Raw genomic sequence first — 26,596 nt, forward strand, 5'->3', positions numbered from 1 at the left:
TATGAATATTTACCTACCATCAGTGAGACAATGCTCTATGTTGCCATGGTTCATCTCATGCTTCAAAGGCTTGCTTAAAACTTTTCAAACACTTTCTTAGATTTTTTCGGCCCAACGTAGTTTGGCGGAGCGGGCCCGGAGATTCTCCCTCTGCTCTTCTTCTCCGGCAATAATGGGCTTTTTGGTCAGCACCCGTAAATTTTCTGTTTCCCGAAAACGGTGCTTAACAATGCGGTCTTCCAAGCTATGAAAACTGATAATGCCCAACTTTCCGCCGCTTTTGAGCCAATGGGGAGCTTGGGCAATGAATTTTTCCAGGGAACCTAATTCATCGTTCACTGCAATGCGTAAACCTTGGAACGTCCTGGTGGCAGGATGGATGCGCCCATGGCGATATTTTCCTGGTACCCATTTGGCGATCGCCTCTGCTAAGTCGGTAGTGGTTTGGAAGGGACGTTGTTCGACAATTTGCCGAGCAATACGTCGGGAAAGCCGTTCTTCGCCGTATTCATAAAAAATGCGGGCTAAATCTTTTTCGGACCAGTGGTTAATAATTTCAGCGGCGGTGAGCTCCTGGCTTTGATCCATTCGCATATCCAAGGGAGCAGTGTGGCGAAAACTAAAGCCCCGATCGCCTTGATCAAGTTGGGGAGAGCTTACTCCTAAATCTGCGATGATGCCGTCAAATTGCTCGAGTTGACCGGGAAAATCAGCAAAATTACCTTGCCAAGTGTTAATGGTTATGTCTTTCCGATCCGCAACTAAGGGTTGCAAACGTTCCATGGCGGCGGCGATTGCCTGGACATCTCGGTCGATCATAGTCAGGGCAAGGGGAATACCTAATTTCAGTAATCTTTCGCTGTGGCCCCCAGCTCCCACAGTGGCATCAAGGTAATAGCCACCGGGCTTTGGCTCCAGTCCTTCCACCAGGGCCGTGGGCAAAACGCTAACGTGATGAAAGTCTGCCATCGCCGTTTGTTTTAAGTTCATTCTTTCCATGGATTTGGCTCCCATCTACGTCCCCAAACGATCCCGCCTTCCCAGGGTAGCAGCCTCCACGGAACTTATCCCCGGCAAAGTAATTCAAACAGAAAATGCAAACCATTAGGATTTTGTCATCCTATTCACCCGAAAGCGACTAGGCGCATGGTTATTAGCTCACGTCCCTTAAGCGGCTTGAACGGTGTTCTGAGTCGACTTTTTATTGCCAATACTCTCGCCTTCCTCGGCTTATTTGGGGGAATGGTGCCGGAGGTAAGTTGGCACCCCACAGCCCTTGTCTTTCGCTGGTCGGCCTATTCCCAGGAATTTTCCCCCGAGAGCATCAATCACTATGCTAAGGCGGTGTTAGCCATTGAAGTAGAACGGAAAAAAGCCTTTGAGGAAATTCAAACCCTCATTGGCCGGGTCCCCCCCCAACTTACCTGCACCAATCGGGACAGTATTCGCAAGTTACCCCGCAACGCCCAGGCGATCGCCGTTAATTTTTGCAATCGTTCCAAACAAATTGCTGAAGAAAGCGGACTCAAGCCGGGAGAATTTAATCGCATCACCGAAGCCGCCAAGAATAATGCCAACCTGAAAACCCAAATTCAACGGGCAATCATTAATCTCCGCCGTTAGTCCCCGACAAATTCTTATTTAATACTCCATGGTGATTTTTGATCATCGCCTAGAAAAAGTACCCGATGCCACCACCTGGGACCTCCCCCTCACCGCCGAGGAAAGGGGTCGCACCCGCTATCGTTTTGATAAACCTGGCTTTCCGTCTCTATTTATCCAATTGCCCAGGGGAAGTTTTTTACATCCAGGGGATTGCCTCGGCTCTCCCACAGGGGAAACCATTACTATTTTGGCAGCGGATGAACCTCTGCTCCATGTCACCAGTGGCGATCGCCTTATTTTGTTGAAGGCCGCCTATCATTTGGGTAATCGCCATGTGCCCCTAGAAGTGAACTTGGATTATCTGCGATTGGCACCGGATCCGGTATTGGCTGATATGCTCCGGGGTTTGGGGGTCAGGGTAGCGGAAATAACTGCGCCATTTTTTCCAGAACGGGGGGCATTCCACAGTCACTAGGATGGCTTTTTGCCCTTAAACTAAGCATTCCTAGCAATTTTGCCCAAGAAAATCAAGCCATTCGCTACAATGTTTTCATGAAGTAAAGTAAACTGACTGGCAACAACTTTGCGCTGGCCATTCCCGACTCCGTTCCTAATGCTTTCTGTAACGTAATTAATCAAACCTCAATCCTCCCAACCTCAGTTTTAACTCCCCTCTGACCACGGCGATCGCCAAACCAAAATGACAATTGATAACATCCGTCTTAGAAACGAATTTATTAACACCGAAGTTATTACCCGCAGCAGTGGCAAAAAACTTGGGGTAGTCAAAGAAGTGCTAGTCGATGTCGATCAGCGAGAAATTGTCGCCCTGGGACTGCGGGACAACTTTTTGTCTTTAACCGGGATGCCCCAATATCTTTACCTGAACAGTATTGTCCAAACCGGGGACGTGGTCTTAGTAGAAAACGATGATGTTTTTGAATTGGTGGAAGTGGACCTCTATTCCCCTCTGGTCAATAGCGAAGTGGTTACTGAAACGGGAGAACCCCTGGGTAGGGTAAGGGATTTTCAGTTTGACCTCGCCACTGGCAAAGTTTCCTCCATTATCATCGCTTCCTTGGGATTACCCCAAATTCCTGACCAACTTATCAGCACCTACGAGCTTTCCATTGACGAGGTGGTGAGCAGTGGTCCCAACCGTTTGATCGTTTTTGAAGGAGCAGAGGAAAGATTAAATCAACTCAGTGTGGGATTACTGGAACGCCTTGGCATTGGCCGTCCTTCTTGGGAACGGATGGAAGAGGATTTGTATTATCCCCCCACTACCCGCCCTGAAAATCAATTGGGCAGTGGCATCCCCGTGCGGCCACCGGTACAAGTCCGTCAACCGGAGCCCGTGTTGGAAGAGCGTTGGAACGAGGACGATTGGCAAGATACCCGCCCTGCGCCGCCCCCTCGTCGGGAAGTGGCCCCTCTGCGTTATCCAGAGCCGGAATATGAAGATGATTATGAAGTGGATAATTGGGGGGAAGCGTCTTCCCGTTCTTCTGCTCCAGAGCCGGATTATGATTATGAAGATGGAGTGGCTGGCGATGTCTGGGACGACGATGAAGCCCCTGCTCCCTACAGCCCTCCCCGGGTGAATATTCCGGAAACTCGCCGGGAAAAAATGCCTGAATATTATGAAGAATAGTCTCTGATTTAAATAGTCTTGCGCCTTTGTTCGGTTATTCGTATTGTAAGTAACGTGAGTTCGGGATAAGAAAGATGACTGACAATAGGCTACAAGCTTTATAGGTCAATACATTCGGGAATGACATCAGACTCGTGATTTGTGTTTTTGCATCCTCACAAGTGATTTTTGGGGAGTCCTGAAGCCCCAAATCCCCCAGTGTAGTTGGCGAAAAAACCTCCATTGCAGTCAGAGCAATACTTCTAAGGATCGGCTTAACCAGAACTCACGTTAAATATTAACCCCAGCGTCTTTGCACTCGAACGACTACATTGACTCTCACCCTCTGGAAGCGTTTTCAATCCTCCGCCTCTAACCCTTTAATTTCACCCTGTGACCCTACCGAGCTAGATATCCTTGCACGCACAACCCTTCTTTCTCCCTGGCAGTTCTACCGCTACGTCTGCAACATTTGCCAGCAAAATGGGTATGAGCGTTTGTATTTCGGTCATTTGCCTTGTATTTTCTGTGATTATTTGCCAGAACCACTACTTCTTGCCTTTTTTGATCGCTTAGCAGAGAGTGTAGGAAGATCACCGCAGCCCTTCCCAAAAACAACTCTCCACCTTCAGAGTCTGCAAGGTACTCTGGAACTTCGCATCAGCCATGCTGGAAGTGGAATGATTGGACAGGTAGTTAGGCTTGACATAACATATGGGGAGAAGACGCATTCCTGGGCATTTAAAGCCTTTTTCGAACCGGATTTCGTCTGGCAACATGGCGTTTGGTCCGAGATACCAGTAGGAATATATTTGCAATCCCAGCATGTCACCCGTGACGTAGCGCAGTTCCATGCCGCTGGACTCACCTGGATGCTGTGTGAATGGATCGAACCGGATGATTGTCCTAAAACTCGCCCTGGACGCTCCTATGATAGTCTAGCTCAACAGCAGCAACTCACACCCCTTAATCCTCTCAACTACGCCAACTACAGTCGCCATGGCATTCGCCTTGATCTCGGTGGCATTCAAAAAATCTACTGGGGACGAAGAATTCGCGATTTTGCTTACACGCTGGTTTTCTATCACAGGCGAGTCCATCGGGAAGGATGGCGCTTTCTCAGTCCCTATCTTAATTGTTGGACTCTCCGCTACCTTCTGACAAGGGTGAAATGGTTGCTGTTTCTAAGAAAACCAACGTGCGCATTTGAACAAAAAGTTACAGTTTCGGACGAAAAGCCTTCAAGGCAAGGGTCTCAATAATCTTGAGGTGGAACATGGCTTAGTATTAGCAACGGAAAAATTTTGGTATAGCGAAGATCGAGACGGCCAGGACGAACAGTCACTGAAACCTTCTCTGAATAAACGTTTTGAAATTGAAAGTGTCCCAAATAACTTACTTTTTGCTATAGTTGACGCGAGTTCGGGTTAAGCCGATCCTTAGAAGTATTGCTCTGACTGCAATGGAGGCTTTTTCGCCAGCTACACTGGGGGATTTGGGGCTTCAGGACTTCAAAAAAATCACTTGTGAGGATGAAAAAACACAAATCACGAGTCTGATGTCATTGCCGAATGTATTGATCTATAAAGCTTTTGTCCTATTGTTCAGTCCTCTTTCTTATCCCGAACTCACGTTAGTCAAGGGCGGCGTAGAGGGGCGAAACTGGGGTCAATAATTTTCACCCCAATGCCGGGAAATTTGATGGCCAAATTAGCTTTATGGCCTTTGCCTAAAATGTGGGTCACAGTGCCTTCTCCAAAGTTGTTGTGCATTACCCGATCGCCAACATTCCAGATTAGGTCTTTAGCCGGTTGAGTGGACTGGGAACCAGTTTTTTTTCGGGCTTGTTTTTGGGCAATGGAAGGTCCCTTGGGATCGGCGGCAGGAGCATTGCGACCAGTTCTGCGACCAGTTGAGCCATCGGCCAATAAATCCGGTGGTAATTCCTGGAGAAATTGGGACGGTATTTTGGTTTCTAAAGAACCCCAGATGTAACGCATGCGAGCATGGGTCAAAAAGAGATTTTCCTGGGCTCTGGTAATGCCCACGTAACATAAACGCCGTTCCTCTTCTAGATCCAAAGGATCATTTAAACTGCGGGCGTGGGGGCAAATGCCCTGCTCCAACCCCACTAAGAAGACCACTGGAAATTCCAGGCCCTTAGCAGAGTGGAGAGTCATGAGGGACACTTCGTCTCCGGATTCCTCCAGGTCATCAAGGTCGGAAGTGAGGGATGCTGAAGCCAAAAAATCCACTAGGCTAGGGTCTTCACTTTCTGCTTCAAACTGTCGCACTGCATTGTCCAATTCCCCCAGGTTGGCCAGGCGATTATCCGCTTCTTCGGTGCCTTTTTGCTTTAAGTCGTCCACATAATTGGATTTTTCCAACACTAAGCTGAGGGCTTCCGACGCAGAAAGCTCACCAATTTGGCTTTGGATTTCCTGGAGCATGCGGGCAAATTGCAGGGTTTTTTTACCTGATCGCCCGGCCAGAGTATTCACCGAAGTTTCGTCGGTAATAATTTCCCACAGGGGAATGTCCAATTCCTTAGAGGCATTAACAAAACCTTCAATGGTGGATTTACCGATGCCCCGCCGGGGAGTATTGATGATACGCAACAAGCTGACCGTATCGGCCGGATTAACTAACACCCGGAGATAGGCAATGGCATCTTTAATTTCCTGGCGATCGTAGAAGCGAAAACCACCGACAATATTGTAGCGAATATTATTATTTAATAACTGTTCTTCAAAAGCTCTAGATTGGGCGTTGGTGCGATATAAAATAGCAAAATCACCAAAATTTAATTCTGGGTTATTTTTCTTTAAGCTCAGAATTTTATTAATCACAAAACGGGATTCATCCCTTTCATCATCCGCCTGGTAAAGGATAATATCATCTCCGCCACTCCGGGTAGCCTTGAGGATCTTGTCAATGCGTTGGCTATTATGTTCAATTAAATGGTTAGCTGCTTGGAGAATATTTTCCCGGGAACGGTAATTTTCCTCTAGCTTGACCATGGTGGTCGTTTCCCCATCCACCAGGCGATCGCCAAAATCCTCTTGGAAATTGAGCAGGATGGTAAAGTCTGCCATGCGGAAACTGTAAATAGATTGGTCTGCATCCCCCACCACAAAAGTGGAACGCCCCCGCCAATCCCACTCCGACTGCCGTTCTTCCCCATTGGTGCTCAGCAGACGAATTAAATCATATTGGATGCGATTAGTGTCTTGGTATTCATCCACCAAAATATGGTTAAATTTTCGGTGCCAGTAGCCTAAAACTGATTCATTTTGTTGAAATAAACGGGTAGGGATGAGAATTAAATCATCAAAATCTAGAGCGTTATTAGCGGCCAATTGATTTTGGTAAGCTTGGTAAACTTCCGCAATGACCCTACCTTTATAACTGGGATTTTCCCTTAGATAGGTTTCCGGTGATTGCCCGAGGTTTTTGGCATTACTGACCTGGTAGCGAATACTCTTAGGATTGAACTGTTTTTCATCTAGATCCATATCCTTAGTGACAATGGTTTTAAACAAACTTTGCACGTCACTTTCATCAAAAATGGAAAATTGTTTTGTCCAACGGCGGCCACTGCTGTCCTGATATTTATCAATGTCGTAGCGGAGAATACGAGAACAAAGACTGTGAAAAGTGCCGATCCAGAGGGGTTTAGTAACCTTTTTGTACACCTTGGAAAGTAACTGTTTTTGTTCATATTCCCCCAACAATTCCCACCGTTGGCTAAATTCCTGTTGGGCCCAGGCTTGGGCAAAAATCTTTTCCAAACGTTCCTTCATTTCCTTGGCGGCTTTATTGGTAAAGGTTACCGCCAGGATATTTTCCGGATTGATGCGATGCTGACGAATTAGATGGGCAATGCGGTAGGTTAGTGCCCTAGTTTTCCCTGAGCCAGCCCCGGCCACCACCAAAAGAGGGCCACAAAAATGCTCCACCGCCCGCCGTTGGGAAGGATTGAGGTGGGCAAGGTAGTCGGGGACAACAGTCATGGGCACAGTAACAGTAGGCTTAAGGTTCAATCAACAATTAAGTTTAGCAATCAACCAAGGGAAATTATTTTTTCGCTCTTTTCCGTTTCCATGGCGATCGCCCTTCGTTGAGGGATCTACAACCACCATTTATTAACCTGAACTAATATCGCTTAATGATTTTGAGGGGGCTAACTATCAGATTCCGCCTCAAAGCTATCGGAACTTAGGCGAGCCTGTTTGATCAGGGTTTCCGGGCTAACATTGTCAAGAAAATCCCGAAAAGCTTGTCTTTCTTCTTCGTCCGCATCTCGATCCACGGGAATGGAAGCATCGGCCAACACTTCTTCCATCACCCAAATGGGACTGTCCATCCGCAAGGCGAGGGAAATGGCATCACTGGGGCGGCAGTCAATTTCTCTGATTTGATCCCCCTGGGCACAACAGAGCACAGCGTAAAAGGTATTATCCTGCAGGGAATGAATAATAATTTTTTTGAGGTCCACATCCCAGGTGGTGAGGAGATTGACCATCAGATCATGGGTGAGGGGACGGGTGGGCTTTTGATTTTCCAGGGCTCCGATAATCGACCGAGCTTGGTCTTGGCTGATATAAATGGGTAATGCCCGCCGTTCAGATCCATCCTTGAGCAATACGATGGGACTGCGACTTACCGCATCGAGGGCAATGCCAGCTACTCTCATCTCAATCATTGGGTAGATCCTCTGGGGAACATTGACAGCACAATGCAGGTTTTCATTTTAACTTACTCCTACTCCCCCCAGGGTCATGGCCAGTTGGTCACTAAGGACTGTTCCCCCTAAGATAGGGAGGGTTGTCAATTGTCAAAATCACATTACTGCTGGTGGTGGGAGGCGTACATTAATGAAAATTATTTTGACTGGGGCGACGGGTTTTGTGGGGCGTTCTTTGGTGCCTCTGTTACATCAACAGGGCCATGGGCTAACGTTGCTGGTGCGTAGTGTGCCTAAGGCCCAACGGTTATTTCCCTCCGGCAGTTTCCCCCAGTTAAAGGCAATCGCCTATGAAGCCACTAAAAGTGGGGACTGGCAAAAGGCCGTTGATGGCCAGGATGCGGTGATTAATTTGGCGGGGGAACCCATTTCGGAAAGATGGACAGAAGCTTACAAAGCCGAGATTTTTGATAGCAGAAAGCTGGGCACAGAAAAGTTGGTGGAGGCGATCGCCAAAGCGGATAGAAAACCTCAAGTAATGATTTCCGGGTCAGCCATAGGTTACTACGGCACCAGCGAGACGGCGACTTTTACGGAAAGTAGTAAGCCTGGAGATGATTTTCTGGCGGAAGTTTGCCAGGCGTGGGAAAATGCCGCCCACCAGGTAGAACAGTTGGGAGTTCGGTTAGTAGTTTTTCGCATTGGCATTGTGCTGGGGGCCGATGGGGGAGCGTTGGCCAAAATGTTGCCACCGTTCAAACTCTTTGCTGGGGGTCCTTTGGGTAGTGGAGAACAGTGGTTTTCCTGGATCGATCGCCGGGATCTGGTTGCTTTGATCGATAAAGCTTTGACTGACCCATCACTGCGGGGCACCTTTAACGCCACAGCTCCCAATCCGGTCAAGATGAAGGAATTTTGTCATACCCTGGGTAAAGTTTTGGCCCGTCCTTCCTGGTTGCCAGTGCCAGATATTGCTCTGGAATTGCTGCTGGGGGAAGCGGCCAAGTTAGTGCTGGAGGGGCAGGAAGTTTTACCGGAGGCAATTAGCAAAACGGATTTTCAATTCCAAGCTCCAGATTTAGAAACTAGTTTGCGACAAATTTTGGGGAGTTAGCCAATCCCCCAAATAGCCTCAATGAAGATGCTAGGATGCCTTGATGTACATTGATTTCGGTTTCCGCTGTGGCCCAGGTAATTGTCGAAAATCTCTACAAAAGTTTCCCCGCCCAAGGCAAAAACAAAGCTAAAGATGGGGGAACGGTGAATGTGCTCAAGGCCATTAACCTGGAAATTGCCGACGGCGAATTCATGGTGCTGGTGGGGCCGTCCGGTTGTGGCAAAAGTACTCTCCTGCGGCTCATTGCGGGGCTGGAAACCGTTACAGGGGGTAATATTTCCATTGGCGATCGCCGGGTGAATGATTTACCTCCCAAAGCCAGGGACATTGCCATGGTATTCCAAAGCTATGCTCTCTATCCCCACCTGAGCGTGTACGACAACATTGCCTTTGGTTTACGCCGCATGCCGGATCGGGAAAATAATCAGACTGAAGATAAATTCCCCCGCTGGGTAGGGGACAGTTTACGGGGCATCACCAAACCTTTGCCAAAATCTTTGCACTACCTTTCTGCCCAGGAAAAAGTAATGGCTCAACGGGTCAACCAAGTGGCCCAACAATTGCAAATTGATCATTTACTAGACCGTCTGCCCAAACAATTATCCGGTGGCCAAAAACAACGGGTGGCCCTCGGTCGGGCGATCGCCAGAAATCCCCAGGTCTTTTTGATGGATGAACCCCTGTCCAACCTGGATGCCAAACTACGGGCGGAAACCCGCAGTCAGATTGTGCAAATTCAGCGGCAACTGGGCATCACCACCATTTACGTTACCCACGATCAAACCGAAGCTATGACCATGGGCGATCGTATTGCGGTGCTCAACCAGGGGGTAATTCAACAAATTGCGCCCCCCTTAACTTTGTACAATCAACCCGCCAACCGTTTTGTGGGGGAATTTATCGGTTCCCCGCCGATGAACTTTTTTACCCTTAAAGTGGCATCGGCTTCAGTGTTGCAACATCCTGCGTTTGCCCTCAATCTGCCGGAAAAGTGGCATGGCCTTGTGGCCCCCTATGTGGGGCGTTCCTTGATCCTAGGGGTAAGGCCAGAAAGTTTCATCCCTAGTACCGAAGGGGCCGACGCTTTTCCTGTCACAGTAAATTTAGTGGAAGCCCTTGGTAACGACACGTTTATTTATGCCCATTTAGTTACTGAGCCAGAGCTAAGCCTGCAAGCCCGGATTGCCCCCGATCATCCCCTCCAGGTCGGAGAACAACTCTGGTTGGCAATCAACCCAGAAAAAATTCATCTGTTTGATGCCAAAACTGAACAGGCGATCGACCAACGTTAAAAAAATTAAAAATTAACGGTTCTTAAAGTTAGCCGCAAGGGCAAACAAGAAAACCTATCAACAAAACGAATTTTCCCCACCATGGGGCCGAGTTCACTAAAAAAACAAGATAAACTGGGGCTGAGTTCTGTGTCTAAACCTATCAAGCCGCCACCAGCCAATGGATCTGCTCTGCACCCGCCCCGGTTGTGCCCGTTTAAATTCTTTTCCTGACCTGGATAATCGCAATACTCTGCAAACAGTACAACAAAGGTTTTGCACCAGTTGTCGGATGCCACTAATTTTGGCGGGCAGATATTTGCCAGTAAAACTCCTGGGACAGGGGGGCTTTGGGGCGGCCTATCTGGCCCTAGATCGATTTACCCCCACCATGCGTTTTTGTGTGGTGAAGCAATTTCAACCGTCAGGGAATTTAAATCAAGAGCAATTAGATTTGGCTTTATCCCTGTTTGAACGGGAAGCGGTGGTGTTGGAAAAGTTGGGCAATCGCCATGACCAGATTCCCGATTTATTTGCTTATTTTCCCCTGTTGGTGGACGATCCTCGCACTGGTAAACAGGATCAGTTTTTTTATTTGGTGCAGGAATTTATTAACGGTCAGGATTTGGAAAAAACCGTTGAAAAACATGGCCCCCTGTCGGAAGCGGAAGTGCGTTGGGTGCTGACGGAAATGCTAAAAATTCTTAGTTTCGTCCACGGCACCGGAGCCATTCATCGGGATATTAAACCGTCTAATTTAATGCGGGACCAAGAGGGCAAATTGTATCTGTTGGATTTTGGTGCAGTAAAGCAAGCAACCGCCGGGGTGGGGGCCAGTAACGAAGGTTCCACGGGCATTTACTCCATGGGTTTTGCGCCACCGGAACAGATGGCTGGTAACCAGGTTTATCCCGCCACGGATTTATATGCTTTGGCTGTGACCTGTCTTTACCTGTTAACGGGCAAAACAGCCCAGGATTTGTACGACGCTTACCATAACCAATGGAATTGGCGATCGCCTGGTTTGAAGGTTAGCCAGCCCTTGGCCGATGTGATTGACCGTTTGCTTTTACCCGCTCCCAAGGACCGTTATGCCAGTGCGGAAGAGGTTTTGACGGTGCTCAACGACGGTAAAGGCAATCAGGGTAAAGCTCCGCTAGGGGCCACAGTTTCCACTCCCCAAGGTACGAATACCCAAATTCAACCGACCCCAGCTAGCTCTGCCCCTATCCCAGGAGCGCCAAAAACACCGGGTAAAATTAGCCAAGCGGTGCAGAATTTGCCGGTTATCAAAGTGCTTTTCCAAGGGGCTTTAACTGGTTCCGCTTTGGTTTTCTGGGGCATTATTGCTGTGAGCCTTTTTCCCCAGACCAATATTAGTTTGGGTATTTTGGGCATGGTGGTGGCGGGGATAATCTTGGCCCAATTCAAGCGTTGGTTAGAAGTAACGGAAATGTTGAGCCTCAATACCCTAACCATTCTGGCCCTATTAGCTGTGCCGGGTTTGAGCCGTTGGCCAAGGATTGTCGAACTAGCGGCCCAACTTGATTTCCCGGTTCTAGTTACGGTCATTATTTCCGCTATTGCCGGGGCGATCGCCGTAGTAGCAACCATTGCCCTATTTTTACTAATTCTCAAGCTACTTTTTGCAGTTTTAACCAGGGTTTGAAGGATTCACACTGCCAGTTTGGGCCGGGAAAAAATCACCTGTAAACGGTCTAGATCCAACTCATCAAAACGGTCCACTGCCCAGTTAGCTTGCCTTTGCATAAAGTGATAGGGATAGGTATGGGCAATGCCAACCACGGCCATACCGGCTTTTTTCGCCGCTTCAATGCCGGCAAAGGTATCTTCGATCGCCAGACAATTTTCCGGTAACAAGGGAACGACATCATCGAGCAAGCTATCGACCATTGCTTGGTTTTGGCGCCATTGATTGAGTTTGTGAATAGCCAGTTGATAGCCGTCCGGCTGGGGTTTACTGCTGGTAATATCATCCCCCGCCACAATGACTGGAAAGTAGGTTGCTAGCCCAGCCCGGTCTAATACGTATTCCACCTCTGATCTCACGGCCCCCGTCACCAAGGCGATCGCCAATCGTTGTAACTGCAACTTTTCGAGAAACTCCTTCAGTCCGCCATAGATGGGCAGGGTTTCCAGGGCCACCAGTTTTTGATGGTAGCTCTCCGCTTTACGTTCAATTAAGTTTTGCAAATAGGCTTCCGTTAACCCCCGGCCTCGATGCTCAAACAAATCCACCAAACAAGCCCGGTCACTACGGCCCAAACAAAACTGTTGGTACTCCGCTGGAGTGAGGGGGCGCAAATTTTCAGTCAACAATAGCTCGTCAATCAGACTGCGATGGATCGCTTCATCGTTGATTACCACGCCATTGAAGTCTAACAATACTGCCTTTAACATTTGATTGGCTCCTCTTTCTCCCTAGGCCAATGGGGTCATCAAACCCCACATCACCATGGTAATCTTTCCTTTCCTCCTACCAGGGATTAATGCCCATCTCCGCTAAAATCAGTGCAGATGTGGCCCCCAGAGCCCTCCATCCATTTTGGTAACTTTTCCATGGAAAAACTGTACGAAGGCAAAGCAAAAATCCTCTACCCCACCGAAGATCCAGATGTACTGCTAACTATTTTTAAGGACGATGCCACTGCCTTTAATGCCAAAAAAAAAGGCCAGATCCAAGGCAAAGGAGCCATTAACTGCGTCATTTCAGCGGCCCTATTCCGGTGGTTAGAAACCCTAGGGATTCCCACCCATTACATTGACTGCCCCCAAAATGACCAAATGTTGGTCAAAGCGGTGAACATCATTCCCCTGGAGGTTGTGGTGCGTAATATTGCCGCCGGCAGTCTTTGTAAGCAAACCGGTTTGAAGGAAGGCTTAGTACTGCCCAATCCGTTGGTGGAGTTTTATTTCAAAGATGATGCCTTAGGGGATCCCCTCCTGACCTGGGAACGGGCCTTGCTGTTGGGGGTTACCGATGAAGCGGGATTACAGACCCTAAAGGACTTGGCTTTGAATATCAATCAGCATCTGCAGAGGTTTTTTGCCCAGTGCGATATCACCTTAGTGGACTTTAAGTTAGAATTTGGCGGCGATCGCCAGGGAAGGATCATCTTAGCCGATGAAATTAGCCCGGATACCTGTCGTTTGTGGGATAACGCCCAGGCGGATCCCCAGGCCAGAGTACTAGACAAAGATCGTTTCCGGCGGGATTTGGGCGCAATTGAAGCCGCTTATCAAACAGTGGAAAAACGGGTTTTAAGCCAAATTGAACGCCTGCAATCCCAAATGGGTGCCTTCTGATCATCGTTGCTTGGTGTGGAACCTTTCCAACGGGTCTGGGTCAACCTACCAGTTTAAAACCTTGCACAAACGGCTTGTCAGGAAACCGACAGGACTCGATAATGGGCAAGCAATCGCGGCGAATCTCTAGCCATCGCGGCGTTGTTTTTGGGTATTTTTCCATACCCCCCGTGTCCGTATTAATATTAATGGCTTGAATTGGGTGTCAGGACGTGTCAAACCAGAACAAAAGCGTGATTCTTTCTCCTTACTATCGACTTCTTTTGTTAACCAGTGGTCTTGTTCTGGGGGCATCTCCAGCCCAGGCAACTCAGGCATTTTCCCCCCTAAATATGTTGGCCGATGGGGACAACACGGAGCTATTAGTTTCGCCATCTTCAGAACTTAATTTCCCCGGCCCCACTTCCGAGTCAGAAGCTTCTAATTATTCAACTCTCCAGGAAGCTGCTCCCTCCGTCATAAACGCCCTCAATGGCGAGAATAGCGAGATCAGTGTTATCCCTCCTGAAATTGAGCAAATTGATGGCGATCGCCTGGGCCAGACAATGGAGATCAGTGCGGGCAATTTAGATGCCGGGGTTGATGATTTGCCCCCCATGGCGCCCGTTGATTCCGCCGAATTAGCTCAAGCTAACGAATTCCCCCATGGCAATGCCGTTGCACAGGTTGCTCCAAGGGTAGCCCAAATAGAACAGGAAAATTTAATCGCCGAAACAAAGACAGATGATCAGACCGATCAAGTTGAGCCGCAATCACCACTGATGGCCCAGGCCGCAGTGGAAGAAGAAGTTGAAGCGGTAGAAATGGAGGCAACGGAGGAAACCACCGGAGTAACGGAAGAAACGCCGGAGGAAACTCCCTCTTTTACTCCCGGTGCCCCTCCCACTACCACCGAGGGGACCCCGGGACCCACCCAGACCCTGCCTAGTTTTACCCCTCCAGCCAGTCCTAGTACTACTACCCCAGCCCCAGCCGAGGAAGAACCAAGGGTATTGGTCAGTGAAGTATTGGTTACCGGCACCACCCCGGAACTGGAGTTGCTGGTTTATAACGCCATTCGCACCCAACCAGGCCGGACCACTACCCGTACTCAGTTGCAGGAGGACGTCAACGCCATCTATGCCACCGGCTACTTTAGTAATGTGCGGGTAGCCCCCAGTGATACCCCTCTAGGGGTGAGGGTGACCTTTGAAGTCCAGGCTAACCCCGTTTTCACCGGCTTGAACATACGCACAGTACCGGAAACGGCCGAAGGCAAGGAACAAATCCTGCCCCAGGAAGTGGTGGACGAAACCTTTGGGGAACAGTACGGCAAAATTCTCAACCTACGAGAATTACAAGAGGGCATTAAAACCATCAATGAATGGTATTCCAACCAGGGTTATGACCTGGCCCAGGTGGTGGGGTCTCCCCAGGTAGGGGCTGATGGCCAGGTAACCTTGGTCATTGCCGAGGGCATTGTGGAGAATATCCAGGTGCGCTTTTTTGACTCGGAAGACGAGCCAGTGCAGGGCAGAACCAGGGATTTCATCATCACCAGGGAAATGCGCTTGAAGCCGGGGGACGTTTTTAACCGCAATCGAGCCCAAACGGACTTACAGCGGGTGTATAGCCTAGGACTGTTTGAAGATGTCAGGTTATCATTTAATCCCGGCAGTGATCCCACTGAAGTAATTGTCAACGTTGATGTGGTAGAAGGTAATACGGGATCGATCGCCGCCGGGGGGGGGATCAGTAGCAGCAGTGGGCTATTTGGTACCATCAGTTACCAGGAAAGAAATCTGGGGGGCAACAACCAAACCATTGGTGTGGAAGCCCAGGTGGGTCAAAGGGAGTTGTTATTTGATGTCAGCTTTACCGACCCGTGGATTGGTGGCGATCCATTCCGCACTTCCTACACTGCTAACCTTTTCCGCCGCCGGACCATTTCCCTGGTGTTTGACGGGGCTGATTCTTCCATTCGTACCTTTAACGGATTTGACAGTCCTAGGGTTGTACGTACTGGTTTAGGGCTGACCTTTTTTAGACCGATCGCCGATGATGTGTTTGCCCCACCGGATTGGCGTTTGTCAGCGGGTTTTGGCTATCAAAATGTCCGCATTGAAAATGCCGCCGGGGCCCTGTCTCCCTTTTCTGCGCCCTTAAATGGCTTTGATTCTCAACCTCTGTCCTTCAGTGATTATGGGGTGGATGAGCTGTTTACCCTCTCCTTTGGTGCTTCCCAGGATAATCGCGACAATGCTTTGCAACCCACCAGTGGTTCCCTAGTGCGCTTTGGGGCAGAACAAACCATTCCCGTTGGCACCGGCAACATTATGATGACCCGGTTGCGGGGTAGCTATAGCTACTACATTCCAGTTAACTGGCTGGATTTGACCGGCTTTGGCCTTGTGGAATCCACCCAGCCCCAAACGGTGGCTTTCAATGTGCAAGCGGGGACTGTATTGGGGGATTTGCCGCCCTATGAAGCGTTTATTTTAGGGGGCAGTAACTCCGTGCGGGGTTACCAGGAAGGGGAACTGGGCAATGGCCGTAGTTTCTTCCAAGCTACGGCAGAATACCGTTTTCCCATTATCGCAGCGGTGGGAGGAGCTTTGTTTGTGGACTACGGTTCTAACCTTGGTTCCCAGGGCGCTGTACCAGGCTTTCCGGCGATCGTGCGGGGTCTGCCCGGTTCTGGTGTGGGTTACGGTTTAGGGGTGAGAATCCAGTCCCCCGTGGGCCCCATCCGCATTGACCTCGGCTTTACTGGCGAAGGGGAATCCCGCATTAACTTCGGTATTGGCGAGAAGTTCTAGAGCAAAACCCAGCCCACCATTGGACAGATCCGCTGTTAACTTGAGACAATGTTTTCAGCCAGAGCCTAGAAAGAGTGGGCCCGTTGCTAATGCCTGCTTACTTTTTTCCATCCATGCAAACTTCCCTGTCTTCAACCATTCCGTCTGCGGATAAAGCTCTGGACGATCTTTTGCGAGAAGTCGATCGCCGTCGTAATTTTGCGATCATTTCCCACCCCGATGCAGGGAAAACCACCCTGACGGAAAAATTATTGTTGTACGGGGGCGCAATTCAAGAAGCAGGGGCCGTGAAAGCTCGTCGTACCCAGCGCAGTGCCACATCCGACTGGATGGCCATGGAGCAACAGCGAGGCATTTCTATCACTTCCACGGTGCTGCAGTTCGACTACCGGGGCAAAATTCTTAACTTGTTGGATACCCCAGGACACCAAGATTTTAGTGAAGATACCTACCGTACCTTGGCCGCAGCAGACAACGCGGTGATGTTAATTGATGCCGCTAAGGGGCTAGAAACCCAGACCCATAAACTGTTTGAAGTGTGTCGCCTGCGCCATTTACCCATTTTTACTTTTATCAATAAGCTCGATCGCCCTAGCTTGACCCCCCTGGAATTGATGGACGAAATTGAACAGGAATTGGGCATGACCACCTATGCGGTCAACTATCCCATCGGCACTGGCGATCGGTTTCGGGGCGTTTACAACCGTTTAACCAAAACTATCCATTTGTTTGAGCGCACGGGCACCCACGGTAGCAAAAAAGCTGCGGATCAGACCATGGCCTTAGATGATCCGGCCCTGGAATCATTGCTAGGTAGTGATGTGTACGCCGAATTTCAAGATGAGTTGGAATTAATCGAAGAAGTGGGGGCCGAATTTAATTTAGCCGCCGTCCATGGCGGAGAAATGACCCCGGTATTTTTTGGCAGTGCCATGAATAACTTTGGCGTAGAACTATTTTTGCAAGCCTTTTTGCAGTATGCCGCTAAGCCCGAAGCCCATGACAGTAACCGAGGAACTATTGAACCTACCTATGAAGAATTTTCCGGTTTTGTCTTTAAACTCCAGGCCAATATGGACCCTAAACACCGGGACCGCATTGCCTTTTTGCGAGTTTGTTCTGGCAAATTTGAAAAGGATATGGTGGTAAAACATCCCCGAACGGGCAAAACAGTGCGTTTGTCCCGCCCCCAAAAGCTTTTTGCCCAAGAGCGTGAATCGGTGGACATTGCCTATGCGGGGGACGTGATTGGTTTAAATAATCCGGGGGCGTTCACCATCGGCGATACGGTTCATACTGGCGAAAAAATAATTTATCCCCCCATTCCATCCTTTTCTCCTGAGCTATTTGCCTACCTCAAATCCACCGATCCTAGTCAGTATAAAAACTTTAAGAAAGGGGTATCAGAGTTACAGGAAGAAGGGGCGGTGCAAATTCTCCAATCCCTGGATGAAAGTAAACGGGATCCTATTTTGGCCGCAGTGGGACAATTGCAATTTGAAGTGGTACAGTATCGCCTCCAGGAAGAGTACGGAGTAGAAACCAGATTAGAGCCCCTTGGTTTTTCCCTGGCCCGCTGGGTGGTGGAAGGTTGGGATGCTCTGGAAAAAGCAGGCAGGTTGTTTAATACGGTGGTGGTTAAAGACCGTTGGGATGCGCCGGTTTTGCTATTTAAAAATCAGTGGAATTTGGAACAGGTGGCGGGGGATTGCCCTAATTTGAAATTGAGCGCGATCGCCATTCCTCCTTCTTTGTAGAATCATGCTGCACTGGTGAGACGAAAAGCTCTAATTTTTAGAGTTATTGGTATTTTCTACTTGTTAGGACGTACTTTTAAATCATAGATATAATTAACTGCTCCAACAATAGTTTTAAAATAATAAAAGTTGCCATCATATAGTTTTATTCCAAATTCTTTTTCTATTGCATTGGCTAAGAGTACAGCCATAACTGAATCTCCCCAACCATTACTAAGCCCTAAAAGCTTTTTTTGTACTCTTTGTGGAACAATAATTGCAGAATTAGCCTGATTGAATAAATAAGGAATAGGAAATAATGATTGAGATACTATTTTTATTACTGATGATTTAAAATTCTGTGATTTATGGTTGTCAATAGCCTCTGATTTGGTCTCAACAATAAACAAACTTGAATCTATTTTCACTAGCTCTGGTTCGATCTTAAGAGTCTTTGAAATAGTTAGTTTTAATCTTGCAAGGATTCTGTCTTTTTCTTTCGTCTCAATGTTTACTATGCTAGCATTTTCATTATTTTTTATTTTTATGGCAAAATGTTTTTCAAAATAAGACAATATTTCTTGTGCTTCTGAATAACGTCCCTTCGTACCAGAAACAATCAATTTATCAAGGCAAATTACTAAATCATTATCAATATTTTGTGTTACATATTTTTTCCAACTCCATTCAAAGCTCTCTGAATCGAATAATTCAGAATGAGATCTCCCTGTCAATAAATAAATGCAAGTAACACCTAAACTGTAAAGATCGCTAGCTGGCTTAGCTTTTCCTAAAGCCTGTTCAGGAGCCATGTACATGTCCGTTCCAATAATAGTACCTGTTGCAAATATTCCCTTCTTTGGAATTTTTTTTGCTGCTCCAAAGTCAACTAAAACTAACTTTTGATCTTTGGCTCTCCTAATAATATTTTCTGGCTTGATATCTCGATGAATTACAGGAACGGCATGGATAAAGTCTAAAACTGGTAAAAGATCTGATAGTAATTCGATGATCTTCTCCTGATTGAAAACCCCTGAGCGCCCTAATTCTTCTTCTAAATTTTCTCCCTCAATATATTCTTGAACTAAATATTGCTGATTTTCGATGGTGAAATAGGCTAATAATGAGGGAATTTGGTCATGGTGCCCCAATTCATCTAACCGTTTTGCTTCTTCTGCAAATAGTTGCTCTGCTTTCGTTAAGCCTCCCATTTCCTCTATCTGGGGAAAGAACTGCTTAATTACACAACGAGGTTTCGATGGTTTATCGTGATCGATCGCCAGAAAGGTTTTTCCGAATCCTCCCTGGCCAATTAATTTTAGAGCTTGGTAACGATCCTTGAGCCACAGCGGTTTACCACATTTCTGACAGAACCTATGGCTTTCAAGATTTACAGCTAAACAATTGGGGTTCAGGCACTGGGACATAATCGGTCAGAGGACACTACCATTAATCATAGTGCAGATTTCCTGTTAAGCAACGCTTGGTCTATCATTCCAGTTCTAACCTTGCGCTAGGGAATTCAATAAATGCTCGGCGATCGCCAATCCCGATAGGGCTGCTCCTTCCACTTTGCCGCCATGGAAAGCATCTCCCCCAAAGTAAACTGGGCCAGGAAAGTCGCCAAAGAGAAAGGGTTGATCGAGGGGATTTTGGGGATGGCTATAGCGCCAGAGATGCAGGTGGGAAGTCAACACCGCTGAACCTAACCAGGGTTGGGCGGCTGCGGTCATTAATTCGATTACCTGTTCCGTATCGGCGGCTAAATAATGACGACTAAACTCTGGGCCCGCCTGCACTGTTACTCCGTAGCCATGGGGAGAAATGCCCTTCTTCGTACTGCATGCCATCCAAGCCAAGAGTTCCCCCGATAACCAAAGACCACCGGGGTCAGGCACTAAACTGGGTTGTTCCAACAGTAAAGATAAACTGAAACAAGGGTCATATACCACCCCAGTCAAAGTCTGTTGAATATCGGCGGGCAAATTGATGTTAGATACTGTCAATAATTCTAGGGTTTGGGGTAACGGGGCCGTCACCACTAGGTGATCGCCTTGGTAAATCCCCCCAGAATCACAGTGAATTTGCCAAACATTATCCTGCCAGTGAAAAGCATTAACCTTTTCCTGATTAACTACTTTTAAATCCTGGGCGAGGTATTGGGCCAAACTGCGATTGCTCGGTTCCCCTCGATATAGCTTTACCCCCTGACTGCGGATTGTGCCTGTTTCCGTACCCATCCCTTCTGCCCAAACCTTGACCACCCCTGCCTTAATCCAATCCTCCACCCAAGCAAGAAAAAGGGGATGCTGGGCTTTGAAATATTGGGCCCCAAAATCGAAACATCCCACTGCGTCCCCATGGCGTAATCTCCGGGAAGCCAGTCTGCCCCCTATGCCCTTGCCTTTATCCAACACGGTGACCTCCAAGCCCTGGAGTTGCAATACCACCGCCGCCATTAAACCGCAGAGACCACCACCCACAATAACCACGGATATTTGCTTCATTTCTGTTAAATTTTTGTTAATTTTAATTACCTAATCGTTTCATTGATCGAGCTAGTTAACCCTTTGAAGAGGAGGCAATAACTAGTCAACTATAATGTTAGATGGAAATCAAAATCTTTTCAGAATTTGCGTCGAATTCAATGGTGATTCACCATGAAAGGTCACATCAATGCTCCGGAAAAAGTTTCTCCCCACCGTATCTTGAAACTCTTTAACTTAATGGCAGTGTTTGGTCTGTTGGGGCAAGGTTTTTGGTTGCAAGCCCCTACCTTGGGCCAAAATGCTCTCACCGTCTGTGGGGCAGAAACCGGCAGGGTCTATTTACGGGATCGTCCTAGCAATGCTAGTCAAAATGCTAACCGCACCCTAGCCAACGGCACCCCTGTGCGAGGATACGAATATCGCAACGGCTTTGTTTTTGTGGAAACCGTCAATGGTTTTTCGGGGTGGGTCACAGAACGCTATCTTTGTGGCGGTTCCCCCGTTGGAGGTTCCCCATCCTATATTTGCGGTGCCGAAACGGGACGGGTATATTTGCGCGATCGCCCCAGCAATAGCAGCCAAAATGCCAACCGCACCCTGAGCAATGGCACTGCAGTTAGTACCGAGGGTTATAGCAACGGTTTCTTCCTGGTGGAAACCATGGACGGCATGAGAGGCTGGGTGACAGAGCGTTATGTTTGTCCTTGATGGAAAAATGGGAAAGGATATTGTAAAGTCTTTTCCTCAATAATCCTAAAACAACACTAAAACTGAAAGAATCAAATTACTTCCAACCAGCCTTGGCCATGAAGGTTAACTTTAACTAGCGGACAGCGGCCGGTTGAGGGTATTTCGCGGGTCGCCAGGGGTAGATGGCCGATGAATTAATTGAAAATCTTTAGAGATAAATCTGGAGCACTGTGCCGCAAAGATACTTAGCCAGATGGGCAAGGTGAAAGTCAATGGTGATCATTGGTTAACCTATGGGACTCAATAAAACTTTCCAAAGGTATTCCCGTCTCGTTAGAATCAGAGGTAATTCCCGAAATAGTCAGTGAATCATAACCATGTCCATAATGTTGCAAGACCCCCAAATCATTCGTTTCTATCAAAAGTTAACTGATGCGATGGTGGATTTATGGAACCGTAGTCGTTCGATGGATGAAATCCGCCTCTATGTGGATGGGTTTATTGCCTGTCTGCGTTTCAGCAACCAAATTGAACCCTACTTGATCCACCGTCTGGAGGAAGAAGTCTTTGCTTTTTTAAGAGACCCTTCCAACTTCAGTTACCCTGCTTTTGAAACTGAGAAAGACTACGATTACTTTTAGCAAAATTCAGTTAATTCGTTGATCAATTAATCACCTAGCTAATCCATAGTTGAAAATAGTTAGAAAAATATACACAGGTGGGGCAAAAAAAATTGATCAATCACCAAAAATGATTCAGCATTAGGGAAGGCAGGCCCCTAGGGATTGTCATTGTTGCTTCTTTGAAGGTTTTTCCATGCTCGAACAGGACGTTGTCATTGTCGGTGGGGGTTTAGCCGGTTGTCGGGCCGCCCTAGAAATTAAGCGTCTGGCTCCTGATACCAAAGTGGCGATCGTGGCAAAAACCCATCCCATCCGTTCCCATTCTGTGGCGGCCCAGGGAGGCATTGCGGCTAGCCTTAAAAACGTTGACGCAGAGGACTCTTGGGAGGCCCACGCCTTTGATACGGTGAAAGGCTCGGATTATCTGGCGGATCAGGATGCGGTGGAAATTCTTACGAAAGAAGCCCTGGAAGTAATTATTGAGCTAGAACATTTGGGAGTACTTTTTTCCCGTTTACCAGACGGTAAAATTGCCCAGCGGGCCTTTGGCGGCCACTCCCACAATCGCACTTGCTACGCCGCCGATAAAACAGGCCATGCCATTTTGCACGAACTCGTGAATAACCTGCGCCGCAATAAGGTGGAAATTTACGATGAGTGGTATGTGATGAAACTCATCTATGAAGAAGGTGAGGCAAAGGGCTTGGTGATGTATGAAATTGCCACCGGTCGCATTGAAATTGTCCGGGCCAAGGCGGTGATGGTGGCCACGGGGGGTTACGGCCGGGTTTATAACACTACTTCCAATGATTACGCTTCCACTGGGGACGGTTTGGCCATGGCGGCGATCGCCGGAATTCCCTTGGAAGATATGGAGTTTGTCCAGTTTCATCCCACGGGGCTATATCCGGTGGGGGTGCTAATTTCCGAAGCGGTGCGGGGGGAAGGAGCCTATTTAATTAATAGTGAAGGGCGCAGGTTTATGGAAGACTATGCCCCCAGTCGTATGGAGTTGGCCCCCAGGGATATCACCTCCCGGGCCATTACCCTGGAAATCCGGGCGGGGCGGGGGGTTAACGCCGATGGCAGTGCTGGCGGCCCCTATGTTTACCTAGATTTGCGCCATATGGGTCGGGAAAAAATTATGAGTCGTATTCCCTTCTGTTGGGAAGAAGCTCACCGTTTAGTGGGCATTGATGCAGTGGAACAACCGATGCCAGTGCGGCCCACAGTGCATTACTGCATGGGGGGCATTCCGGTAAATACCGATGGTCGGGTACGAAAAAATGCCAACGAGTTAACAGCAGGATTTTTTGCTGCGGGGGAATGTGCCTGTGTTTCCGTCCATGGGGGCAATCGTTTAGGCAGTAACTCCCTGTTGGAATGTGTGGTTTATGGTCGTCGCACGGGCCGGAGCATTGCCGAATATGTCCAAGGGCGATCGCTCCCGGAAATTGACGAAGCAGTTTATAAAACTGAGGCCCAAACCCGCATTGATCAGCTTCTTAACCAACAGGGTACAGTGCGGATTAACACCCTGCGCCAAGCTTTTCAGGATTGCATGACCAGCCATTGTGGGGTGTTCCGCTCCGAATCCTTTATGGCAGAAGGTTTGGAACAGGTACAAAATCTTAAAGCCCAGTACGGGCAAATATTTCTGGATGATAAACAACCGCAATGGAATACGGAAATTATTGAAGCCCTAGAACTGCAAAGCATTATGGCAGTGGGGGAATTGATTTTAACTTCTGCGATCCAACGCCAGGAAAGTCGGGGTTCCCATGCTCGGGAAGATTTTCCCAGTCGGGATGATGATCAATTCTTGCGCCACACCTTAGCCAGTTTTGACGGCGAACAAATAAAAGTGGAATATATGCCGGTGGTCATTAATCGCTTTGAACCGAAGGAGCGTAAATATTAACTTCCCTTAGCTTCAAACAAAAATACAAGGAGATTCTTTCATAGCCTATGCTTTGGCACGTATTTTACGGTCGCGGTAGAATGCTTTTGTCAATTAATTCCCAAGGGCGAAATTTCAGACCCATTTTTGTAATGAGTGATCCTATTAGTTGGACTGCCGAAGCAACAGAGCGTTTAAAGGAAATTCCTTTTTTCGTTCGTCCTGCTGCCCGTAAGAAAATAGAAAATTTTGCCAGGGAAGCGGGAATCACAGAGATAACAGAAAAGGTTTATGAGCAAGCTAAACAAAAGTTCAATTAGCTTAGCCCCGTTGGTAAGTTAATCTGAATAGCGTCAGTTTAGGTTTAAACCATGGCAGAAGATACCATTTTTGGCAAAATTATCCGTCGGGAAATTCCAGCGGCGATCGTCTATGAAGATGATCTTTGCCTAGCTTTCAAGGATGTTAATCCCCAAGCGCCAGTCCATGTGCTTTTAATCCCCAAAAAGCCTTTACCCCAATTGTCAGCGGTAACCCCGGAAGACCATGCTTTATTGGGCCATCTTTTGCTCAAAGCCAAGGAAGTAGCAGCGGATCTAGGCATTGGCGATCAATTTCGCTTAGTTATTAATAACGGAGCCGAAGTGGGGCAAACTGTGTTCCATCTCCACCTCCATATCCTTGGCGATCGCCCTTTTAGCTGGCCTCCGGGTTAAGGGGTTATGATGGGAAAATAAATTCACTTAACAATTCTTAACGAAATGCAGTCCTTTTCGCCCCAGATCACCGCACCCACAGGTAATTATTGGCACTGGCAAGGGCATGAGATCTACTATGTCCGGGCCGGACAACCCCAGCCGGATCGACCTTCTTTACTTTTAGTGCACGGCTTTGGTGCTTCCACTGACCATTGGCGTAAAAACATTGAAGGACTCCAAGACCAGTTTCAGGTGTGGGCGATTGATCTGTTGGGCTTCGGGCGATCGGCTAAACCAGCTCTGGAATATAGCGGTCAATTGTGGGAGCAACAGTTACTAGATTTTGTTGACCAGGTGATTGGGGAAAAAACAGTGGTGGCGGGCAATTCCCTAGGGGGCTACGCTTCCCTGTGTGCGGCGGCCAACGGTGGCGAGAAAATTGCTGGGGTGGTGTTGCTCAATAGTGCCGGGCCATTTGGTGATCAAATTAGTGAGCGCAGTATTAATTTTGTGCAAAAAGCAATTCAAAGCTTGATGCTCCAGCCCCTACCCAGTTACTTACTGTTTCAATATTTGCGGCGCAAACCCACCATTCGGAAGACCTTACAAAAAGTTTACGTAGATCAAACAGCAGTGACCGATCGCCTGGTGGAAGAAATTTATCGTCCTTCCTGTGATGCAGGGGCGGCCCGGGTATTTGCCTCGGTGTTTAAATCTCCCCAGGGGGAAATGGTGGATAAATTGCTAGCTAAATTGCAAGCGCCCCTGTTGGCTATTTGGGGACAGGGGGATCCTTGGATGCGGGTCAAGGAAAGGAGTGTTAAGTTTCGGCAACATTATCCCCAACTAACGGAGCATTTTTTGCCGGCGGGCCACTGTCCCCACGACGAAGATCCGTCCACTGTCAATCAGTTAATGCGGGATTGGTTAGCTACCATTGGTTAGTCCCCTATGGTTTGGGGTTGATCCCCACCGTTTGCCATGACCCCATTGACTTTTCGTAACCTAGGTCAGTCTAAAGCCCCATCTATTGCGCGGACTTTGGTAACCATTGGCTTGGGTATTGGATTGGCAATGGGGACGGTGGGGTGTAGCCCTAGTTATTCTCGATCGCCGCTGGCGGAATCTTTACCTCTGACGGCCAAGGTAACCGTTGGTTCGGAAACAATTTTGTTGGAAGTCGCCACAACTCCCGCCCAACAGGCCCAGGGCTTGATGTTTCGCACCGAACTAGCTGGCGATCGGGGGATGTTATTCACTTTTCCAGAGCCGAGAATTGCCCGCTTTTGGATGAAAAATACCCTGATTCCTCTGGATATGATCTTTTTGCGGGATGGGCAAATTAAACAAATTATTGCCAACGTTCCCCCCTGTAAAGCCGATCCTTGTCCTAACTACGGCCCCCTCAATCAAGAGGTTAACCAGGTGTTGGAACTGGGGGCAGGACGGGCGCAGCAATTAGGTTTGGAAATTGACCAAGTGCTGGAATTTTTGCCCCTGTCGAATAGTTTGTAGCTTGAAGATTATTATCGTTAGCGCTTATATCTTTTCAGCCTAATGCTCAATTTTTTCTAACTCCCATCTAGGTTAATTTCCTTCTGGCGATCGCCTCTAGCACCTGGCAAGCATGGCCTTGGCACACACCACAGTCAGCTCCCACTCCCATGGACTCGGACAACTCTTCTAGGGAAGTAATACCTTGCTGGGCAGCCGCTTCAATTTGCTTATCACTAATACCCCGGCAAACACAGACGTACATAAGGGATTTTCCGTAAATTTTGAGAGAAGATTTTATAAAAAACTATTGCAAATTATTTTCATTATGTCGCAAAGGGGAAGAAAAGACAATTTTTTTTGCCGGTTTGCCGTAGGTGCAGAGGCTAGAGAGAATTATAGTCATTTCAATTAACGATGATAGAATTTAATGTTAAATTATGGGGTGTACAAAATGAACAGGTTTAAACAATGGCTTACAGTTTAGATTTAAGGCAAAGAGTAGTAGCTTATATAGAAGCTAGAGGA

24 protein-coding genes are annotated in these 26,596 nt (G+C 48.0%); 17 read left to right on the top strand and 7 right to left on the bottom strand.

The window, feature by feature from the left end:
• Positions 1–96 precede the first annotated feature (96 nt).
• Positions 97–990, bottom strand: coding sequence for a 16S rRNA (cytosine(1402)-N(4))-methyltransferase RsmH (rsmH, locus tag BWK47_RS04805; RefSeq protein ID WP_162327768.1), 894 nt, complete (start codon positions 988–990; stop codon positions 97–99).
• Positions 991–1,146: 156 nt separating this feature from the next.
• Between rsmH and BWK47_RS04810 the strand changes: the two genes are divergently transcribed.
• The 4 genes from BWK47_RS04810 to BWK47_RS17000 all read left to right on the top strand — a co-directional run bounded on the left by BWK47_RS04810 (position 1,147) and on the right by BWK47_RS17000 (position 4,500).
• Complete coding sequence (locus BWK47_RS04810; RefSeq protein WP_010872131.1) at positions 1,147–1,623, top strand: DUF4168 domain-containing protein; 477 nt, start codon at positions 1,147–1,149, stop codon at positions 1,621–1,623.
• A 28-nt stretch (positions 1,624–1,651) separates the two neighbouring features.
• A complete protein-coding gene (gene ureE / locus BWK47_RS04815) occupies positions 1,652–2,080 on the top strand; it encodes an urease accessory protein UreE (RefSeq protein WP_162327769.1) in 429 nt (142 codons plus the stop codon).
• A 225-nt stretch (positions 2,081–2,305) separates the two neighbouring features.
• On the top strand, positions 2,306–3,259 hold the full coding sequence (locus BWK47_RS04820) for a PRC-barrel domain-containing protein (RefSeq protein ID WP_010872133.1): 954 nt from the start codon (positions 2,306–2,308) through the stop codon (positions 3,257–3,259).
• 311 nt (positions 3,260–3,570) lie between these two features.
• A complete protein-coding gene (locus BWK47_RS17000; protein ID WP_237269825.1) occupies positions 3,571–4,500 on the top strand; it encodes a hypothetical protein in 930 nt (309 codons plus the stop codon).
• Between the two features lie 375 nt (positions 4,501–4,875).
• Here the strand turns inward: BWK47_RS17000 and pcrA are convergent, their stop codons facing one another.
• Both pcrA and BWK47_RS04835 read right to left on the bottom strand, forming a co-directional pair.
• Positions 4,876–7,257: a DNA helicase PcrA gene (gene pcrA, locus BWK47_RS04830; RefSeq protein ID WP_204250465.1), complete on the bottom strand. Its 2,382-nt coding sequence runs from the start codon at positions 7,255–7,257 to the stop codon at positions 4,876–4,878.
• Between the two features lie 164 nt (positions 7,258–7,421).
• On the bottom strand, positions 7,422–7,943 hold the full coding sequence (locus tag BWK47_RS04835) for a bifunctional nuclease family protein (protein ID WP_010872136.1): 522 nt from the start codon (positions 7,941–7,943) through the stop codon (positions 7,422–7,424).
• Positions 7,944–8,115: 172 nt separating this feature from the next.
• On the opposite strand from BWK47_RS04835, the gene thyD reads away from it, so the two are divergent.
• From thyD to spkF, 3 genes are all read left to right on the top strand, one after another.
• On the top strand, positions 8,116–9,039 hold the full coding sequence (gene thyD, locus BWK47_RS04840) for a thylakoid membrane protein ThyD (protein WP_162327771.1): 924 nt from the start codon (positions 8,116–8,118) through the stop codon (positions 9,037–9,039).
• A 68-nt stretch (positions 9,040–9,107) separates the two neighbouring features.
• Positions 9,108–10,334, top strand: coding sequence for an ABC transporter ATP-binding protein (locus BWK47_RS04845; protein WP_162329614.1), 1,227 nt, complete (start codon positions 9,108–9,110; stop codon positions 10,332–10,334).
• 160 nt (positions 10,335–10,494) lie between these two features.
• Positions 10,495–11,982 (top strand): serine/threonine-protein kinase SpkF, encoded by a 1,488-nt coding sequence (gene spkF, locus BWK47_RS04850; RefSeq protein ID WP_162327772.1) that lies wholly within the window; start codon positions 10,495–10,497, stop codon positions 11,980–11,982.
• A gap of 5 nt (positions 11,983–11,987) precedes the next feature.
• Here the strand turns inward: spkF and BWK47_RS04855 are convergent, their stop codons facing one another.
• Positions 11,988–12,734, bottom strand: coding sequence for an HAD family hydrolase (locus tag BWK47_RS04855; RefSeq protein ID WP_162327773.1), 747 nt, complete (start codon positions 12,732–12,734; stop codon positions 11,988–11,990).
• 111 nt (positions 12,735–12,845) lie between these two features.
• On the opposite strand from BWK47_RS04855, the gene purC reads away from it, so the two are divergent.
• From purC to prfC, 3 genes are all read left to right on the top strand, one after another.
• A complete protein-coding gene (gene purC, locus BWK47_RS04860; RefSeq protein WP_162327774.1) occupies positions 12,846–13,640 on the top strand; it encodes a phosphoribosylaminoimidazolesuccinocarboxamide synthase in 795 nt (264 codons plus the stop codon).
• A 212-nt stretch (positions 13,641–13,852) separates the two neighbouring features.
• Complete coding sequence (locus BWK47_RS04865) at positions 13,853–16,438, top strand: BamA/TamA family outer membrane protein (protein ID WP_162327775.1); 2,586 nt, start codon at positions 13,853–13,855, stop codon at positions 16,436–16,438.
• Between the two features lie 113 nt (positions 16,439–16,551).
• The gene (prfC, locus tag BWK47_RS04870) at positions 16,552–18,195 is read left to right on the top strand and encodes a peptide chain release factor 3 (RefSeq protein ID WP_162327776.1); all 1,644 of its coding nucleotides are present in this window, start codon (positions 16,552–16,554) and stop codon (positions 18,193–18,195) included.
• Positions 18,196–18,251: 56 nt separating this feature from the next.
• On the opposite strand, the gene BWK47_RS04875 is transcribed toward prfC, so the two are convergent.
• Entirely contained in the window at positions 18,252–19,601 is a 1,350-nt protein-coding gene (locus BWK47_RS04875; RefSeq protein ID WP_162327777.1) for a protein kinase domain-containing protein, read from the bottom strand.
• A 75-nt stretch (positions 19,602–19,676) separates the two neighbouring features.
• Positions 19,677–20,681 carry an NAD(P)/FAD-dependent oxidoreductase gene (locus BWK47_RS04880; RefSeq protein ID WP_162327778.1) on the bottom strand — a complete coding sequence of 335 codons (1,005 nt, stop codon included), beginning with the start codon at positions 20,679–20,681 and terminating at the stop codon, positions 19,677–19,679.
• Positions 20,682–20,834: 153 nt separating this feature from the next.
• Between BWK47_RS04880 and BWK47_RS04885 the strand changes: the two genes are divergently transcribed.
• From BWK47_RS04885 to BWK47_RS04915, 7 genes are all read left to right on the top strand, one after another.
• On the top strand, positions 20,835–21,371 hold the full coding sequence (locus tag BWK47_RS04885) for an SH3 domain-containing protein (RefSeq protein ID WP_162327779.1): 537 nt from the start codon (positions 20,835–20,837) through the stop codon (positions 21,369–21,371).
• Positions 21,372–21,730: 359 nt separating this feature from the next.
• Positions 21,731–21,994, top strand: a complete 264-nt coding sequence (locus BWK47_RS04890) for a DUF6761 family protein (RefSeq protein WP_010872148.1) — start codon at positions 21,731–21,733, stop codon at positions 21,992–21,994.
• Positions 21,995–22,169: 175 nt separating this feature from the next.
• Positions 22,170–23,897, top strand: coding sequence for a succinate dehydrogenase/fumarate reductase flavoprotein subunit (locus BWK47_RS04895; RefSeq protein WP_162327780.1), 1,728 nt, complete (start codon positions 22,170–22,172; stop codon positions 23,895–23,897).
• 131 nt (positions 23,898–24,028) lie between these two features.
• Positions 24,029–24,196: a PCP reductase family protein gene (locus BWK47_RS04900; protein ID WP_162327781.1), complete on the top strand. Its 168-nt coding sequence runs from the start codon at positions 24,029–24,031 to the stop codon at positions 24,194–24,196.
• A gap of 51 nt (positions 24,197–24,247) precedes the next feature.
• A complete protein-coding gene (locus tag BWK47_RS04905) occupies positions 24,248–24,592 on the top strand; it encodes a histidine triad nucleotide-binding protein (protein ID WP_162327782.1) in 345 nt (114 codons plus the stop codon).
• 45 nt (positions 24,593–24,637) lie between these two features.
• The gene (locus BWK47_RS04910; RefSeq protein WP_162327783.1) at positions 24,638–25,519 is read left to right on the top strand and encodes an alpha/beta fold hydrolase; all 882 of its coding nucleotides are present in this window, start codon (positions 24,638–24,640) and stop codon (positions 25,517–25,519) included.
• Positions 25,520–25,555: 36 nt separating this feature from the next.
• On the top strand, positions 25,556–26,089 hold the full coding sequence (locus tag BWK47_RS04915; protein WP_162327784.1) for a DUF192 domain-containing protein: 534 nt from the start codon (positions 25,556–25,558) through the stop codon (positions 26,087–26,089).
• A gap of 67 nt (positions 26,090–26,156) precedes the next feature.
• Here BWK47_RS04915 and BWK47_RS04920 read toward each other — a convergent pair whose 3' ends face one another.
• The gene (locus BWK47_RS04920; protein WP_162327785.1) at positions 26,157–26,333 is read right to left on the bottom strand and encodes a bacterioferritin-associated ferredoxin; all 177 of its coding nucleotides are present in this window, start codon (positions 26,331–26,333) and stop codon (positions 26,157–26,159) included.
• Between the last annotated feature and the right edge of the window lie 263 nt (positions 26,334–26,596).

Origin of the sequence: Synechocystis sp. CACIAM 05, from assembly GCF_010222815.1 — a bacterium.
GTDB lineage: Bacteria > Cyanobacteriota > Cyanobacteriia > Cyanobacteriales > Microcystaceae > Synechocystis.